This is a genomic window from Paenarthrobacter sp. NPDC090522 (genome assembly GCF_044769225.1).
In the GTDB taxonomy this organism is placed as follows: Bacteria; Actinomycetota; Actinomycetes; order Actinomycetales; family Micrococcaceae; genus Arthrobacter.
Map to the genome: position 1 here is coordinate 129433 of NZ_JBIVXL010000013.1, position 16391 is coordinate 145823.

Below are 16391 nucleotides of genomic sequence, written 5' to 3' on the forward strand. Positions count from 1 at the left end.
TGAACTACTTGGTTGCCTGGGCGCTGGGGCTCGCGCTGGACGATGACGACGGGCCAGTGGGGACCACGGACTTGGACAGGTAGTAGGTAACCAGCGAGCCGGCTTCCACGTTGGTGCCCGCAGCGGGCGAAGACCGGACGAACGTCCCGGGCTGCTGCGTCGGGGAGCCGTTGACGGGATCGCCGGCCACCCAACGAAGGCCTGCGCCCTCGATGAGCCCGCGTACCTGGTCCTCGGGCAGGCCCACGCCGATGCTCGGGACAGCCACCATCTCCGGACCCTTGGAGTACTGGACGGTAATGGTGGTGCCAGGGTCAACCGGACCGGTTGGGTTGAGGCTGATGACCTCGCCCGGTGCGGCCGTGTTACTGAAGACCTCCTGGCCGTCAACGCCCAGGCCCATTGCCCGTAGTTCCGAGCTGACCTTCGGGAACTGCTGTCCTTGGAACTGCTCCGGGATCACATTGATCTTGGACTGCGTGGACTGCGAAGGAGTCGGCGTCTGCGAGGTCTGGGACGGCGTTGGTGAGGCTGAGCTGCTGGTGGGGCTCGAGGACACGCTGGGACTGGAGGAGGAACTGCTGGGGCTGGGGCTCGGCGAGAAGAAGCCGGACTGTGAAATCAGGAATCCAACCAAGGCAAAAAGGACCAGCAGGATCAACGCCACGAGCGGCCAGGTCCATGGGCTGCGTTTCTTGCGCTCCGGTTCCTGGTCGTCGTAGTTGCCGTCATCGTCGCTGTAGACGGTCTCGTCGTCGTTGAGCTGGCGTTCTGCTTCCAAGGCGTTGGCACGGGTCAAAGCGTTGTCCGACGAAGCGGCCGCGGCGCCTGCAGCAGCCCCGGCAGCGGCGGCGCCAACCACCGGAAGTGCGGAGGTCGCCGTCGTCGACTGCTCTTTTCCGAACGGCGAGGCAACCACGCCCGTCGGAGCCGTCGCAGTGTTGACCGGAGCCGTGATGGGGCCGGTGGCACCCTCGAAGAGGAGCATGCCGGGAACGGCGGCGTGTGCCGTAGCGATGTCGCCGTTGCGGATGGCTTCCGCCGCCTCGGCCAGCTTGATGGCGTTGGCAGGACGGTTCTTCGGGTCCTTGGCCAGCATGGACATGAGCAGCGCGCGCACCGGGGTGGGAAGCGTCTCCGGAAGGGGTGGCGGAGCGTCATTCACCTGGGCCAGGGCAATGGCAATCTGCGACTCGCCGGAGAACGGCCGGTGGCCCGTGAGGCACTCGTAGCCGATGACACCCAGCGAGTAGATGTCCGAGGACCCCGTGGCGGTCTGGCCGGTGGCCTGTTCCGGTGCGAGGTACTGGGCAGTTCCCATGACCTGTCCGGTCTGGGTCAGCGGCACTTGGTCCGCGAGGCGGGCGATGCCGAAGTCCGTCACCTTGACCCGGTTGTCCGGCGTGATCAACAGGTTCCCGGGCTTGATGTCGCGGTGCACCAGGCCCTGCGCATGCGCCACAGCCAAGGCACGTGCCGTCTGGGAAATGATGGAGAGCGTCATGTCCGGAGACAGCACCTGCTCACGCTCAAGGATGGCGCTGAGCGGGTGGCCCGGAACAAGCTCCATGACCAGGTACGCCGAGCCGGCTTCCTCGCCGTAATCGAACACATTGGCGATACCCACGTGGTTGAGCAGTGCTGTGTGGCGGGCCTCGGCACGGAAGCGCTGCAGGAAGCCGGGATCGCCGGTGTATTCCTCCTTGAGCACCTTGATGGCCACGATCCGGCCCAGGATCTGGTCCTTGGCCTTCCAGACCTCGCCCATGCCACCAATCGCAATGCGACTGGTCAACTGGAACCTGCCGCCGAGTGTGATTCCCGAAGTAGGTCTCACTTATTCAACACCGCCTCAAAAATCTTCTTTGCGTTCGGACTGGTTAGCTTGGCACCGCTGAGCACATCCACACCTTCCATGACGATGGTGACGGCCACTTGCGGGTCGTTTGCCGGGGCGAACCCGGTAAACCATGAGTTGTTCAGGCCTGAATCGCCCAGCTCCGCGGTGCCGGTCTTCCCGGCCACCTTGACGCCGGAAACAGCGGCGCCGTTGGCGATGCCGTTGTCCACGGCACTGGTCATCCACTCGGTGATCTGGCCGGCAATGGGAGCCGTGGTGCTGGTGCGGAGGGCTTCGGGCTTGGTCTCGCTGATGACGCGGAGATCCGGGGACCTGACGGTCTTGACGAGGTTTGGCTTCATTTGCACGCCGCCGTTGGCAATGGCCGCGGTCATGAGGTTGATCTGCAACGGGGTCGCCTTGACGTCGCGCTGGCCCACCGAGGACTGGGCCAGCTGTGCCTGGTCAAGGTCCTTCGGGAAGACGCTCGGTGCCATCTGCAGCTTCAGTTGGTCACCGAAGTTGTCGCCAAAACCAAACTTTTCGGCCTGCGTGCGGATGGCGTCCTGGCCCAGGTCCAAAGCGATGCTGGCGAACGGCGTGTTGCAGCTTTGCTCCAGGGCGAAGGAGAACGACGCCGTCTCCCGGACATTGCAGTTACCGCCGGCATAGTTGGGGAGGCTTGCGCTGGATCCCGGGAGCGGCAGGCTGGAGGGGTTCGGGAGCTCGCTGTCCTTGTTGTACTTCCCGGAGTTCAACGCCGCAGCGGTATCGATCAGCTTGAAGACAGAGCCCGGCGACAGCAGGTTGCCCGTAGGGCCGCTCACGTTCTGGTTCAGGTTGATGCCCGGAATCTGGTTCAGCTCGTTGTAGTTGGCCTGCGCCGCCTTGGTGTCATGGGTGGCGATCAGGTTGGGGTCGTAGGACGGTTTGGAAACCATGGCCAGGATGGCGCCGGTCTTCGGGTTCGTCACCACAATGGAGCCGCGCTGGCCGTCCGGGATCAGGTCGTAGGCAAGCTTCTGGACGGCGGGGTCCAAGGTCAGCTCCACGGAGGCACCCTTGGGCTCGTTCCCGAGGAACATCTGGCTGACGCGGTCCAGGAACAGCTGGTCAGAGTTGCCCGCGAGCGTATCTCCCATGGACTGCTCAAGGCCTGTGGAACCAAAGCCCTTGGAGAAGTAGCCCGTGATGCCGGCGTACAGCTCGGGTTGGGTGTATTTGCGCTGGAAAGCGCAGGACTCGGTCCCCGTGACGGATTCGGCGATCGGCGTGCCGGCCACGATGATGGCCCCGCGGTCGTTGCAGAAGGACGCGAGGATGGCGCGCTGGTTCCAGGGGTTCTTGTTGAGATCGTCGGCACCGATCACCTGCACGTAGCTGATGGCGCCGAGGATCAGGGCAAACATGGCGACGGCAGCCATCCACGAACTTCTAATAGCCTGGTTCATTGCTGCTTCACCGCCTCTGTTGGTGTGCTGGGGGTTTGTCCGGTGGCCGGCTTACGGGCAGCCGGGGTGCTGCTGGTTGCCGGCGGCTTGTTGACCATGGGTGTAGTGTCCACTGGACCCCGTGCCGTGTTGGAAATCATGAGAAGCAATCCAACAATGATCCAGTTGGCCAGGAGCGACGAACCACCTGCCGCGAGGAACGGCGTGGTGAGGCCGGTCAGCGGGATCAAACGGGTGACACCGCCGATCACCACGAAGCACTGCAGGGCGATGGCGAAGGACAGGCCACACGCAAGGAGCTTGCCGAACGCATCCCGGGTGCCCAGTGCGGCACGGAAGCCGCGGGTGAACAGCAGCAGGTAGAGCATCACCACGGCGAACAGGCCAATCAGGCCAAGTTCCTCGCCGATGAGTGCCACGATCATGTCGCTGTTGGCAAAGGGAACAAGGTCCGGCCTGCCCTGGCCCAGTCCCGTTCCCACGAGCCCGCCGTCGGCCATGCCGAACAGGCCTTGGACAATCTGCCCACTGCCGCCGGGTGACCGTCCGAAGACTTCCGGTGTGAAGGCGTTGATCCAGCTGTCGATGCGGAACGCGACGTGCGAGAAGATCTTGGAGGCAACAAAGCCACCGCCCAGGATCAGGACCAGGCCGATGACTACCCAGGAGATACGGCTGGTGGCCACGTAGATCATGACGATGAAGAGGCCGAAGAAGAGGATGGACGAGCCGAGGTCGCGCTGGAAAACCAGCACGCCGATGCTCACCAACCACGCGGTGATCATGGGACCAAGGTCCTTGAAGCGCGGGAACTGCATGGGCCCGATCTTGCGTCCGGCCAACAGGATGAGGTCCCGGTTGGAGGACAGGTAGCCCGCGAAGAAGATGGCCAAGGTGATCTTGGCGATTTCACCGGGTTGGAAGGTCATGGGACCAACACGGATCCACACTTTGGCGCCGAGGACCTCGCCGGCGGAGATGCCCGGAACCAAAGGCAGGATCAGCAGAAGGGCACTGACTGCCAGGGAAATGTACGTGAAGCGCCGCAAAATCCGGTGGTCCTTGAGGAACCAGATGACGGCGATGGCCACGGCCATGGCAATGAGCGTCCAACGGAGCTGGTTGTTCCCTGTGTCTTCGCCCGGAGCATCCATGCGGTGGATCAATGCGAGGCCAAGACCGTTGAGTGCAACCACAATCGGAAGTATTACCGGATCGGCATATTTAGCCCGGAGACGGAGGACCACGTGGAAGGCAAAGGCAGCCACAGCGAGCAAGCTGGACTGGAACCAGAAATCGCTGTCCAGGCCGGACTCGGAATTGATGCTCACCAAAGCACTGGCGCCGATGCCCACGGCCAGGGCCAGGACGATGAGCACCAGTTCGACGTTCCGGCGGGGCTTGGGTGTTGTTTCGGTCTGGATCATTTTGCCGCCTCACATGGAGTCGGGACGGGCGAGGGCGTTGGTGTGGCAATCGCTGCCGTGCTGGGAACAGGAACGCTGGTGCTTGGGGAGGGGGTTGGAGTTGCGGTGGGGGAAGAGCTGGGGCAGCTTGCTGAAGCGCTGCCGTAGTTCTTCAGGTTCTCCACAATCCGCTGGGCGTCATCCAGGTCTCCCGCGGGAACGGTCTGGCGGACGCTCTGCCGGCCGTATTCGGGCAGCGAGTCGACGCGAAGGTCCGTTACCGACTCCAACCGGGAAAGCTGGATGGGGCCGAGCCGCTGTGAGATGCCGTTGTAGATGGCAACGCGCTGGTCGAACTCGCCCACGTAGTAGCGGGTCTGGGTCCAGGCGTAACCGAGCCAGAGACCCACCACCACGCCAAGGACCACGACGGCGGCCACGGCAGGCATGAGCCATCGGATGCGGCGCCGCGGAGGTTCTTCGAGTTCAAGGCGGTCCTGTTCGGCCTTGTGCGTCAGGACCGTTGCTGCCCGGCGGGCCACCGTGCGGCCTGCCACCGTGGGAATCGAGCCGGTCTCAGCAGCTGTCGCCGCCGCGCCAACCAGTTCGTGGGGCCGGCTGGCCAGTTCTTCGCGCAGGACCTCGGCGGACAGGTGCTCGCCCAGGTGCGGATCGGTCGTGGCAGGAGGTTCCTTGTCCTCGGAGGACTCGTCCTTGGCTGGTTCCTTGCTTGGGGCAGCAGGATCCTCGTCGCCAGGACCGTGGGCGCTGAACGAGGAACCTGCGGCAGGTTCCTTGGTGTCTTTTGCTGCGTCCGCCGCCTCGTCCTTGGCGGCTGGCGGCTCATCCGCTGACTTGCTGGCGGTGACCGTGTCCGCCTGTTCGGCTTGGGCGGGTGCCGCGGGAGGTACGACGTCGACGGCGGCCGTGCTGACGTCGTCGTCCGTTTCTTCCGCGATCTCCAGCATCACGACGGTGACGTTGTCCGGGGCGCCCGCTTCAAGGGTCAGGTCCACCAGGGTTTCCACGCACTCGCGAAGGTCCTTGATCTCGCGGACCTTGCGCTCCACGACGTGTCCGGCTACGTAGTTCAGGCCGTCGGAGCACAGCAGCCAGCGTTCGCCAGGTTCGACGTCCAGGATGTCCAGGTCCAGTTCGGGGCTGGCGTCAACATCGCCAAGGACGCGCATCAGGACGTTCTTGTGGGGATGTGTTTCGGCTTCCTCCGGGCGCAGGCGGCCCTCATCGATGAGGCGCTGCACGAAAGTGTGGTCGATGCTGACCTGCTCGAACTTCTTGTTGCGCAGGCGGTAGGCGCGGGAATCGCCGATGTGCGCGAAGTGCAGCTTCCGGCCCTCAAGGAGCAGGGCCGTCACGGTGGTGCCCATGCCGGAAAGTTTGGGATTTTGGTGCACCAGCTCGGAGAGCAGGGAGTTCGCGGTCTGGATCTCGTCCGCGAGGACAGTGTCTGCGCCGTCCGGGTAATCGTCGTGATCCAGGTGGATCATGTCCAGGACCGTTGATGCCGAGGCCACATCGCCGCCGGCGTGACCACCCATGCCGTCGGCAACGACAGCAAGATGGCGGCCCACGTAAGCGGAGTCGTCATTCTTGGAGCGGATCCGACCGACGTCGGAGCGCGCCGCGTAGCGCATGATGAGGGGGCGCTCCGCCGGCGTTTCCTTGCCTTCGGTGGTCTGTGGGGCGGCCATGGACTACGGCCTCAATTCAATGACCGTCTTGCCGATCCTCACGGGGACGCCGAGCTCCACCGGCAAGGCCCGGGTGAGCTGTTGATCGGCCAGGTAGGTGCCGTTGGTGGAACCCAGGTCCTCGATGAACCAGCGGCTGCCTTGCGGAAACAGGCGGGCATGGCGGCCCGACGCGTAATCGTCTTCCAGGACAAGCGTGGCTTCCTGCGCGCGGCCCAAGAGAATGGGACTGGCTGCGAGGGGAAGCGTGGTGCCCTTCAACGGTCCTTCGGTGACCACGAGGTTCCGGGCATGCTGGATGGCCGGCGGCGGCGACGCAGCCAACTCCGGATGCTTGCGGACCTCACGCGCCGTGGGCGTGCCCGTCACGGCTTTGCGTCCGATCTGGAAGTCGCGGCGCATGGTGGACACGATGCTGAAGATCAAGACCCACAGCAGCAAGAGGAAACCGAAGCGAAGAGCGGTGATGGTCAGTTCGCTGATGTCGTTCACGCGTTGCCACCCGGGTTTTGGGGGAGAAGGCGGAAAATAATCTTGGTACGTCCCATCGTGATGGTTGAGCCGTCTGTGAGTTCCACGCTGCCGTCTACCTTGTGACCATTGACGTAGCTGCCGTTGGTGGATCCAAGGTCTACGGCCCAGGTGGTGCCGTTTTGCGTACGGACCTCAAGGTGCTTCCGCGAAACACCGGTGTCATCCACCAGGATGTCTGCTTCCGAGGAGCGGCCCAGCACAACAGACTGGGCGTTGAGGGAGTACCGCTGGCCGCCGATATCCAGGACAGGTTGGAGCCTGGTGGGCTGGCGTGCCGGTGCGGCTGGAAGGTTTGGCCGCGGGGCCTGGGGGGCGGGAGCACCGCCGTCGGACTTTTCGGTCCGGGAGGCGATTTCGAAGTGACCGGCCCGCTCCTCCTCATTCCGGCGGAAGGAGAGCCGCACGGGACCCTGCAGCGTGTAGCCCTGGCTGCGCACATGCTGGATAACAACATCGCAGAGTTCCTCGGCGAGGGGCGTGCCCCATTCCTGTGCCCTGGTGAAATCGTCATTGCTGAGGAGGACATCGAAAACGTTGGGGGCGAGGGTGCGTCCCGCCGCAATGGTGATGGACTGGTTGTCCAGTTCGCGCCGCAGTTTGCTCGCGATCTCCACCGGCTCAACACGTGCCCGCGACCCCGTGGAGAAGACGTTGCGGACGGCTTTTTCAATGCCGCGTTCCACTTTGTCCAGCAGACCCATGGTCCTTCTCCTTTCCTCGTCGCGGCACATGCGGTGCCTGGCTCGATAGTCGGTCCATGGTCCCGTCCGTGCACACACTGAAGTGAGCGCCGAACGGCCCTTTCACTTCCCGATACTACTGGGAGTGACTGCGAATGGCCTTAATCCACAACGCCTTGCGACCCGGAAAAGTTCGCCACATGCCCGTCGTGGCGGGCGGGGGCAGGGACTAAATTTCCTCGCTGTTCAGCTGTTGTTGTCTGCCTTTGCGGCCTTGTTCGTGTGTCCCGAAAAGTCGTTCCGGGGTCCTTGCGGCGGCCGATTGGTGTTTTGCCCAAAGTGTCCGTTATGCTTGATCTCGCTGCTTTTGAAGGAAGCGAAGCCGGTTCCCGGTCAAAGTCCTGAAAAAGAAGTTGCGCGCGAGTGGCGGAACGGCAGACGCGCTGGCTTCAGGTGCCAGTATCCGAAAGGGTGTGGGGGTTCAAATCCCCCCTCGCGCACGCAATCTGAAAGAGCCCCGGTCTTTGGACCGGGGCTCTTTCGTTTAATTGCGTCGCAGGGGAACCAACCAGGGGACAGATCGCGTCCTTATCGGCGTTCATCAGGACAAGTGCTGTCCCCCAGTTGGGTGTAGACAGTCAGGACTGGCGCTTCAGGGCACGTCCCAGCCGGGCCGCGGCCTCTTCCAGTTTCTCCGCGGACACGTCACCGTAGGCCAGGCGCAGGTGGCGGTCGGCGTCGGTGCCAGGTCCGGACGGGAAGAACGAACCCCGCTGGTACTCCACACCCTCGGCACTTGCGTCCGCGGCGAGCTGGTCCGGATCCACCGAGTCGTCACTCAGTCGCGGCCACAAGAAGAGCCCGCCCTCCGGCAAAACGGACTCGAACGCCCCGGGGGCTTCCCGGTCCAACGCCGCCACAAGGGTCTGGGCGCGGTTCCGGTACAGGACGCGTGCCTTATCAAGCGTGGCGTCGAAGATGTCGGGGTCAGACGTCACGAGTTCGCCGATGATCGCCTGGACCAACGTGGAACTGTGCGAGTCCTGCCGGCTCCTGAGGGCCGCAAGATCACGGGCCAGATGCCCGGGAGCGACAGTCCAGCCGAGACGGAGGCCGGGGCCCAAAGTCTTGGTGAAGGTGTTGATATGGAGCACGTGGTCCGAGTTGTTGAACTCCTCCACGCTTTCCTGCTCACCGGCAAAACGGAGCTCGCGATACGGGTTGTCCGCCAGGATCACGAATCCATAGTGCTCAGCCAATCTCACCAACTCACGCCGGGCCTCACCCGGGAGGGTTCCCTGTGAGGGGTTGTGGAAGTCCGGCACGGTGTAGAGCGCGGACGGACGGGCACCCCCGCGGAGAAGATCGCTGAGATGGTCTACATCCAAGCCATGCGGCCCCACAAAGACGGGCAGCGTGCGGGCATCGGACAGCTGCAACCCCCTCAGGAACAACGGGAAGATCGGATTGTCCACGGCCACCAGGTCGCCACGTTCCACCACGGACTGGATGGCCAGGGACAAGCCGTGGAAGCCGCCGTTGGTCATCAGGATGCGGTCAACGGGCACACCCTCGCGTTCGGCGATCCACTCGCGAAGGGGTGAAATGCCTTCAGTCCGTGAGTACTGAAGGGCGGGGACTCCCGGTTTGGCCAGTACTCGCGCTGTCGCTTCGGCGATCGCAGTGGTGGGAAGGACACTGGGATCCGGGATGCCGCCGAGGAGTTCGATAGCGTCTGCCCGCTTGTCGCGCAGCGTTGCGTCACCGAATCCCTGGGGTGCGGTGAAGGCCTCGATCAGGGCGGGCCGCCGGGTGGTGGTCAGGTTCACGGTCATGCTGATGCCTCCGCTAGTTGTTTGGCTGCTGTCTGGTCCCGGACAGGCGTGGCCAGCGGGATCGCGTCGAGCAGTGCTTGGGTGTAGGGATGTTGGGGACGCAGGAAGATGTCCTCCACGGGGCCGTCTTCCACGACTTGCCCACGCCTCAGCACGGAAACGGTGTCTGCCACCTGCCGGACCAGTGCGAGGTCATGCGAGACGAACAGGTATGTCAGGCCCAAGTCGCGCTGCAGTTGGGCGAGCAATTCCAGGATTCCCGCCTGGACGCTCACGTCGAGTGCGGACGTGGGTTCGTCCAAAACCACGACGTCGGGACGCACCACCAGTGCGCGGGCGATGGCCACGCGTTGCCGTTGGCCGCCTGACAGGTTTGCCGGCCTGCGTGACGCCACGGATTCCGGGAGGCCAACGGCTTCCAAGGCTTCGCGGACCCGTTGGACCCGTTCGGCTTTGGTGCCCAGGCCGAACTGCTCCAGGGGTTCCTGGACGATCCTGCTGACCTTCCAGGTGGGATCCAAGGAGGTGAGCGGGTTCTGGTACACGAGTTGGAGGTGGCGGCGGATCTCGCGGACTTCTGTCCGGGACCTGCCCGACGTCGACTGGCCGGCGACAGCGATCTCTCCGCTGTCCGGTTGCTCCAGCCCGAGCAGCAGCCGGACAGCAGTGGTCTTGCCGGATCCGGATTCACCGACAAGTGCGTGGGTCCGTCCCCGTTCCACGGAGAACGAGACGCCATCCACGGCCACGATGTCCTTCCCGCCGGCGTGGAACCGCTTGGTTACTCCGCGCACATCAATCTGTGCGGGCCCAGCGGGTGACCCTGAAGCGTCAGTCCGGGAGCCGCCGTCGTGCGTTAACCGCTGGTTCCGGTACCTGTCCGGGTGCAGGGCGGGCACATCTGCCTGAAGGTTGCGTGCATACTCCGTTGCGGGCGCGGCGAAAATTTCGCGCGACGGACCACTTTCCTGGACCGCGCCATCCTTGAGCACCACCAGCGAATCGGCGCGCTCCGCTGCGATGGCGAGATCGTGGGTGATAAGGAGCAGGCTGATGTCCAACTCACGCCGGAGCTCGGACAGCATATCCAGGATCAGCTTCTGCACCGTAACGTCCAAGGCGGAGGTTGGTTCGTCCGCCACGATCAGCGACGGCCGCGGAAGTATCGTCAGCGCAATGAGGACGCGCTGCAGCATGCCACCGGACAGTTGGTGTGGATAGGAGTTGTACACGCGGCCGGGATCCGGCAAGCCCACCTGCTCGAGGACCTCCAGGATCTTCGCGCGCCGGACTTCGGGGTCCGTTTCGCCCAGCAGCGCGGCGGCCTCGTGGGCTTGGGCGCCGATGGTCCGCACCGGGTTGAGGGCCGACGCCGGATCCTGCGGGATGAAGCCGAGTTCACGGCCCCGGTAGGGCCGGAACTGCTTCTCCGGAAGGGACAGGAGGTCCTTGCCGTCCAACTCCACCTTCCCGGTGGCGGTGGAGTCGTGCGGGAGCAGCCGGAGGACGGCTTTGGCGATGGTCGACTTTCCGGAGCCCGATTCGCCGATCAGCGCCAGGCTCTCACCTTTGGTGAGCGAAAACCCCACGTCATGGACGACGGCGGCACGGCCGTACGCGATCGACAAACCTTGCACTGTTAAGAGGGAACTCATGTCACTTCGCCTTTCGCAGCCAGCGGCTGATGCGGTTCACGGACAAGACGGTGATGACGATGACCAGGGCCGGCGCGTACACGAGCCATGGAGCCGTGACGTAGGTCTTGCCGGAGGCCACCAACAGGCCCCAGTCCGACGCCGGAGGAGGATCGCCATAGCCAAGGAAAGCCAACGATGCGATGACCAGGATGGACGTGCCGAACTGCAGGACGGCCAACACCAGCACGGAGCGGTACGCGTTGGGGAGGATGTGCCCCAGCAAGGCGTGAAGCCGGTTGCCGCCTTCCAGATAGGACGCTTCGACGTACGTTGCGCCGCGGACGCGCAGCACTTCTGCACGCATCAGTCGGGCGAAAACTGCGACGGCGGACACTCCTGTTGCGATGGCGGCGTTGATGGTCTGGAACCCAAGGGAACTCACGATGACCACAGCCAGAAGGAAGCCCGGGATGGCAAGGAGTACGTCCACGAAGCGGCCGAGGATCGAGTCGACCCAGCCGCCACGGAAACCTGCCGCGAGCCCAATGATGCTGCCAACTACCAAGCCGATCAGGACGGCTACCAAGGCACTCGTGACAGAGGACGCCGTACCGTAGACGACGCGTGCGTACAGGTCACGGCCGAGGTAGTCGGTGCCGAACCAGTGTGCCGTGCTGGGTGCGGCCAACTTGCTTGCGGTGTCGCCCGTAACGGGGCTGTAGTGCGTGAAGAGACCGGGTACCAGGGACCACAGGATCACGAGCAGAACCACGGTGAAGGACAGGAGGACCGTGACGGGCGGGAGGCCGTCCGTCAGCTTCCGCTGCGCAGGTTCTTGGTTGAGTTGGGGGTTGCTGAGCAGGGCGGTCATGCGCTTACCTTCTCCCGGAGTTTGACGCGCGGATCCAGCAACGGCGAGGCCAGGTCAGCCAGCAGGTTGACCACCACGAACACCACGGCTGAGAGGGAAACCACTGCCTGGAGCACAGGCTGGTCCTCCCCGGTCACGGCCTTTTGGACCACAGTGCCGATTCCATCTCTTCCGAAGATGGTTTCGGTGATGACCGAGCCACCCAGGAGTTCACCGACGATCAAGGCCACCATCGCCACGGAGGGCAGCGCCGATGGCTTCACCAAGTGCTTCGCGAACAACCTGGCCTCCGTCAAGCCACGGGAGCGGGCCACGAGTGCGTATTCCTGCCGGGACTCGTGGTCCAGGCTGGCAATCAGGACCTCGGCCAGCGGTGCCGAGACGGGGATTGCCAGGGTGATCGCGGCGAACAGCGTTGCTACCGGACTGTTCGGATCCGTCGTGGTGAAGGAGTGCAGGCGGAACGCGAAGAGCTCGATCAGGATGAGGCCGATCACGAAGTTCGGCACGGAAAGAAACAATGACGGGATGGAACGGACAACCGCGGCCCATTTCCCCGGAAGGTACTGGGCGCCGTAGGCGATGCCCACGGCGAAAACGATCGCGATGACCAAGGCGCTCGACGCCAAAGTCAGGGTGGACGGCAGTGCATCCCCGACGATCTGGGTCACCGGGAGGTTGGACTGCAAGGAAAAGCCGAGTTCGCCCGTCAGGAACCGGCCAAGTGACAGGAGCAACTGCACGATCACCGGCTGATCGAGTCCGTAGTAGGACACGATCCGCTGGATGTCCTCCTCGCTGAGTCCGTGCTGCGGGTCGCGCAGCGAATTGGTGATGGCGTCGCCGGGGAGCACGCTGATCACCAGGAACGTCAGGACGTAGGCGAGGAGGACCACGATGACCGCCTGGCCCACACGGGTGAGGGCAAAGCGCCGGTAGTCGCTGGTCACTGTGAAATCCAGGCGGTGTAGAAGTTCGCGTACGCCAGGCCGTTGTACTGGACGTCCTTGATCTTCGGGTTGATCAGGTACAGACGCTGGACGAGCTGATTAAGGGGTACAAAGTAGCCCTGCTCCAGCACGTACTTCTGCAGTTCGTCCGCCACCTTCTCCCGGGAAGCACGGTCCGAGGCGGTGGCGATCGCCGTCGAAAGGTCGTTCAGTCTCTGGTCGCTGGTGCCAAGGCTGAACCAGTCCTCACCCTTGTTCTGGCTGGTCAGGACACCGGCCACCGTGCCGACGTCGACGAAGCTTCGCGAGGTCTGGAACAGCGGCGGCTTGCTGGCCTGGATCGCTGCGTAGCCGGCGACGTCCACCACCTTGAGGTTGACCTTGATGCCCACCTTCTTGAGCTGTTGGGCGATGAGCTCGTCCTCGGCCTTGGTGGACGGGACATACGGGTTGGGCGTGAGCGTGAACTCGAGGATCTTTCCGTCCTTGGTGCGGTAACCGTCGGAGCCCTTGGCCCAGCCGGCGTCGTCCAGGACCTTGTTGGCCTTCTCCGGATCGAACGTGAAGGAGTCGCTGAACTCACCGGCTTCAGGGACGTTGCCCTGGATGAAGGTGGTGGCCGCGTTCCAGTCATCCGTGTAGACGGTCTTGCGGATCTCTTCACGGTCGATGCCGTGCTGGATGGCCTGGCGGACGGCGAGTTCGTTGGTGGGGAAGGCCGTGGTGTTCACCTGGAAGCCGTCCACGAAGCCAAGGTAGCGGGGCGTTCCAACCGTGAAGCCCTGGGCCTTCAGCGACTCGATTTCCTGCGGCTCCACGTTGAAGGCAACATCCGCTTGTCCGGAAACCACCGTGGAGGTCCGGACGGAGGTGTCCTTGATGACCTTGAAGGTGATGGTGTCCAGTCGGGCCGGGCCGGTGTGGCCGAGTGCCGCAGGGCCCCAGTTGTAGTCCTTGCGCTTCTCCAATACGTAGCTGTCGCCCTGCTTCCAGGACTTCACCACGAACGGGCCACTGCCGATTTCCTGGCTGAGGTCCGCCTGCGCCTCCACCGGCAGCGCGAGGGTCTTCGGCGAGAGCAGGATGCAGCCGTGATACGCCAGCGTGGCGATAAACCCGAGCGCGGGAGAGGAGAAGGAAACCTTGACCGTCTTGGGGTCGGCGGCCTCGGCGGAGACGAAATTGGTGGACGGGAACAATCCCACCTTGCTGATGCCGCGTGCCGAATCGCCCTTGGCCCAGGCAGTGAGGTTGGCCACCACCGCGGCGGCATCCAGCGGGCTTCCGTCGGAGAACGTGACGCCCTCCTTCAGGTGCAGGACAAAGTCCTTGGCGCCGTTGAGCTCTTCCCACTTCTCGGCAACCCACGGGCTGAGCTCGCCCTTCTCATTGACGTAGACCAGCTTGTCCGTGATCTGGCCCCAGAGGTTGCCCTCGTAGCTGGAGATGGAGGTCTTGCTGGAGACCCAGCCAGTGTCGTAGCCCTGGATCAGGAAGGTGATGTTGCCGCCTTCCACAGGGGTGCCTCCGTTGGTGCCGGTGCTGGCGGTAGGCCCGCCGCAGGCGGTGATGAGTGCCGAGGTGGACAGGGCGCCGAGGCCAGCGAGGAAGGCCCGCCTGCGGAATTCGGGGGTGGTGAAGGTGTTCATGGTTGCTCCTTGGATGCGTTGGGTACGGCCGTTGGGGTGGCCGGGTTGGATGCTTGGCTAGATGGCTTTGCCGGGGTTCAGAAGTTGCTGGGGGTCAATCGCCGCTTTGATGGCGTGCTGCAACTCGCGGCTGCGCCGGGACAGTTCCAGCGCAGCCCACTCCTTCTTGATGGTCCCCACGCCGTGCTCGCCGGTGACTGTCCCGCCGAGCGAAAGCGCCACCTTCACGAGTTCAGTGGCTGCTTCCAGCAGGGAGGCAGGCGGGTTGGGGCCGTCGTCGGGCGTTTTGTCCAGGGTGATGAGCGGGTGCAGGTTACCGTCGCCGGCGTGCGACACCGCTGAAATGTCGACGCCGAAGCGGGCTTCGAGCGCCGGGAAAGCTGCGTAAACCTTGGCAAGCTGCGACTTGGGGACGGCAATGTCCTCGCCGATGTACCACTTGTCCTGCGGCAGGCCGCGGCCACTGCGCCGCAACTCCCAGAGCCGCACGCCGTCGTCGTCCGCTTCCACGGTGACCCGTCCACCGACAGCACTGAGCGCAGTGGCGAGGTCGGCGGCTTGGTCGCCGATGCCGTACCCGTCCAGTTCGATCAGGATCAGCGCGGCGCCGCGCTCTCGAAGCGCCGTTCCGGAGTGGGCGTCGATATTCGCGAGGCTCGGGGTGTCGAAGAACTCGATCGCGGCCGGGCGGACCGGTGAGAGGGTGATTGCTGCAAGGCCGTCCGTGCCCTCCGCCGTGCTGTCGAAGAAGGCACTCACGGTCTTTCGGGCCACAGGAACGGGACGGAGCCTGACAGTGGCCTTGGTGACGATCCCAAGGATGCCTTCCGAACCGACGAACAGGGATGTCAGGTCCAGCCCGGTGACGCCCTTGATGGAGCGGTGGCCAACCGTGATGAGGCTGCCGTCGGCGAGGACGACGTCGAGCGACAGGATTGATTCGCGGGTCACCCCGTATTTCGCGCAACGGAGCCCGCCGGCGTTGGTGGCGATATTTCCGCCGATGGAGGAAATATCAAAGCTTGCGGGATCGGGTGCGTAGAAAAGGCCGTGGGATTCCAGGTGCCTGTTCAGTTCGGCATTGATAACGCCCGGCTCTACGACGGCAACTTCATCCAGCGGTGAAACTTCGATAATCCGGTTGAGCTTCTCAGTGGAAATGACCACCTGGTTCCTGCTTGCGGTGGCCCCGCCGGATAGGCCGCTGCCCGCGCCCCGCGGAACCACGGTGATGCCGAGTTCCGCCGCCAGCTTCGCGGCTTTCTGGACGTCGGCCGCCGTTGCGGGAAGTACGACGGCGGGACCTGGCTTGTGGCTGTTGCCCGCTGTTTTGGCCGTGGCGGCGTCGTGGCTGTAGCGGCTGGTCTCCAGGCTTGGTTCGAGGGCTTCGATGTTCTTGGGGAGTTGCTCAAGGTACGCCTGGATGGTGGTGGCGTTTTCTGTTTGCTGTGTTGTCATGCCGGTGCGCTTTCTGTCCGGGTGCATGACAAGACAGGAATCCCTGCAACGAAGCACCCAAAGGCTTTTGATGAGTCATCAAAAGTTAGCGGCACTCGGAATTTGGATTCCAGTTTCGTGAAACGTCAATCAATAGTTCTCAATGGGGCGACGTGGGGATTCCCATTTCGTTAAATGAGGTCTTGATGCGGCGAAATATGTCTTTGTTGGACGGAGTAATGCGTCACATGACGGCGTACCCAACTGGGTCGCATTTGTGCGCGTTTTGAACGCGGCGGAGTCATAGGGTCGTTGCAACGCTCTGATTGATGGAGCGTGTTGTGGTCAGGAATTTTTCGTTGGACGCCCGGCGGGAGTTTGTTGATTTG

Annotated in this window: 12 protein-coding genes and 1 tRNA gene; 1 reads left to right on the forward strand and 12 read right to left on the reverse strand. The window is 63.8% G+C overall.

What is annotated here, in order from left to right:
- Positions 1-4: 4 nt before the first annotated feature.
- From ACIQT2_RS17055 to ACIQT2_RS17080, 6 genes are read right to left on the reverse strand one after another with little or no spacing between them, the layout of a single operon-like run.
- Positions 5-1837: a protein kinase gene (locus ACIQT2_RS17055; RefSeq protein ID WP_400334885.1), complete on the reverse strand. Its 1833-nt coding sequence runs from the start codon at positions 1835-1837 to the stop codon at positions 5-7.
- Positions 1834-3291 carry a penicillin-binding transpeptidase domain-containing protein gene (locus ACIQT2_RS17060; RefSeq protein ID WP_400334883.1) on the reverse strand — a complete coding sequence of 486 codons (1458 nt, stop codon included), beginning with the start codon at positions 3289-3291 and terminating at the stop codon, positions 1834-1836. The genes ACIQT2_RS17055 and ACIQT2_RS17060 overlap by 4 nt, the downstream gene beginning before the upstream one ends.
- The gene (locus ACIQT2_RS17065) at positions 3288-4718 is read right to left on the reverse strand and encodes an FtsW/RodA/SpoVE family cell cycle protein (RefSeq protein ID WP_400334881.1); all 1431 of its coding nucleotides are present in this window, start codon (positions 4716-4718) and stop codon (positions 3288-3290) included. The genes ACIQT2_RS17060 and ACIQT2_RS17065 overlap by 4 nt, the downstream gene beginning before the upstream one ends.
- On the reverse strand, positions 4715-6409 hold the full coding sequence (locus ACIQT2_RS17070; protein WP_402948701.1) for a PP2C family protein-serine/threonine phosphatase: 1695 nt from the start codon (positions 6407-6409) through the stop codon (positions 4715-4717). The genes ACIQT2_RS17065 and ACIQT2_RS17070 overlap by 4 nt, the downstream gene beginning before the upstream one ends.
- Positions 6410-6412: 3 nt before the next feature.
- The gene (locus ACIQT2_RS17075; RefSeq protein WP_387437643.1) at positions 6413-6892 is read right to left on the reverse strand and encodes an FHA domain-containing protein; all 480 of its coding nucleotides are present in this window, start codon (positions 6890-6892) and stop codon (positions 6413-6415) included.
- 5 nt (positions 6893-6897) lie between these two features.
- Entirely contained in the window at positions 6898-7644 is a 747-nt protein-coding gene (locus tag ACIQT2_RS17080) for an FhaA domain-containing protein (RefSeq protein ID WP_402948704.1), read from the reverse strand.
- A gap of 396 nt (positions 7645-8040) precedes the next feature.
- Here ACIQT2_RS17080 and ACIQT2_RS17085 point away from each other — a divergent pair.
- Positions 8041-8123: transfer RNA gene (locus ACIQT2_RS17085), tRNA-Leu, on the forward strand.
- A gap of 138 nt (positions 8124-8261) precedes the next feature.
- Here ACIQT2_RS17085 and ACIQT2_RS17090 read toward each other — a convergent pair.
- Genes ACIQT2_RS17090 through ACIQT2_RS17115 form a run of 6 tightly spaced genes read right to left on the reverse strand, consistent with a single transcriptional unit; the run spans position 8262 to position 16023 of the window.
- Positions 8262-9458, reverse strand: coding sequence for a PLP-dependent aminotransferase family protein (locus ACIQT2_RS17090; RefSeq protein WP_402948707.1), 1197 nt, complete (start codon positions 9456-9458; stop codon positions 8262-8264).
- Complete coding sequence (locus ACIQT2_RS17095; RefSeq protein ID WP_402948710.1) at positions 9455-11113, reverse strand: ABC transporter ATP-binding protein; 1659 nt, start codon at positions 11111-11113, stop codon at positions 9455-9457. The genes ACIQT2_RS17090 and ACIQT2_RS17095 overlap by 4 nt, the downstream gene beginning before the upstream one ends.
- Before the next feature lies 1 nt (position 11114).
- Entirely contained in the window at positions 11115-11966 is an 852-nt protein-coding gene (locus ACIQT2_RS17100; protein ID WP_402948712.1) for an ABC transporter permease, read from the reverse strand.
- A complete protein-coding gene (locus ACIQT2_RS17105) occupies positions 11963-12916 on the reverse strand; it encodes an ABC transporter permease (protein WP_402948715.1) in 954 nt (317 codons plus the stop codon). Before ACIQT2_RS17105 ends, ACIQT2_RS17100 begins: the two co-directional genes overlap by 4 nt.
- Positions 12913-14565, reverse strand: a complete 1653-nt coding sequence (locus ACIQT2_RS17110) for an ABC transporter substrate-binding protein (protein ID WP_402948718.1) — start codon at positions 14563-14565, stop codon at positions 12913-12915. Before ACIQT2_RS17110 ends, ACIQT2_RS17105 begins: the two co-directional genes overlap by 4 nt.
- Before the next feature lie 57 nt (positions 14566-14622).
- Positions 14623-16023 (reverse strand): FAD-binding oxidoreductase, encoded by a 1401-nt coding sequence (locus tag ACIQT2_RS17115; RefSeq protein ID WP_402948721.1) that lies wholly within the window; start codon positions 16021-16023, stop codon positions 14623-14625.
- Positions 16024-16391: the final 368 nt, after the last annotated feature.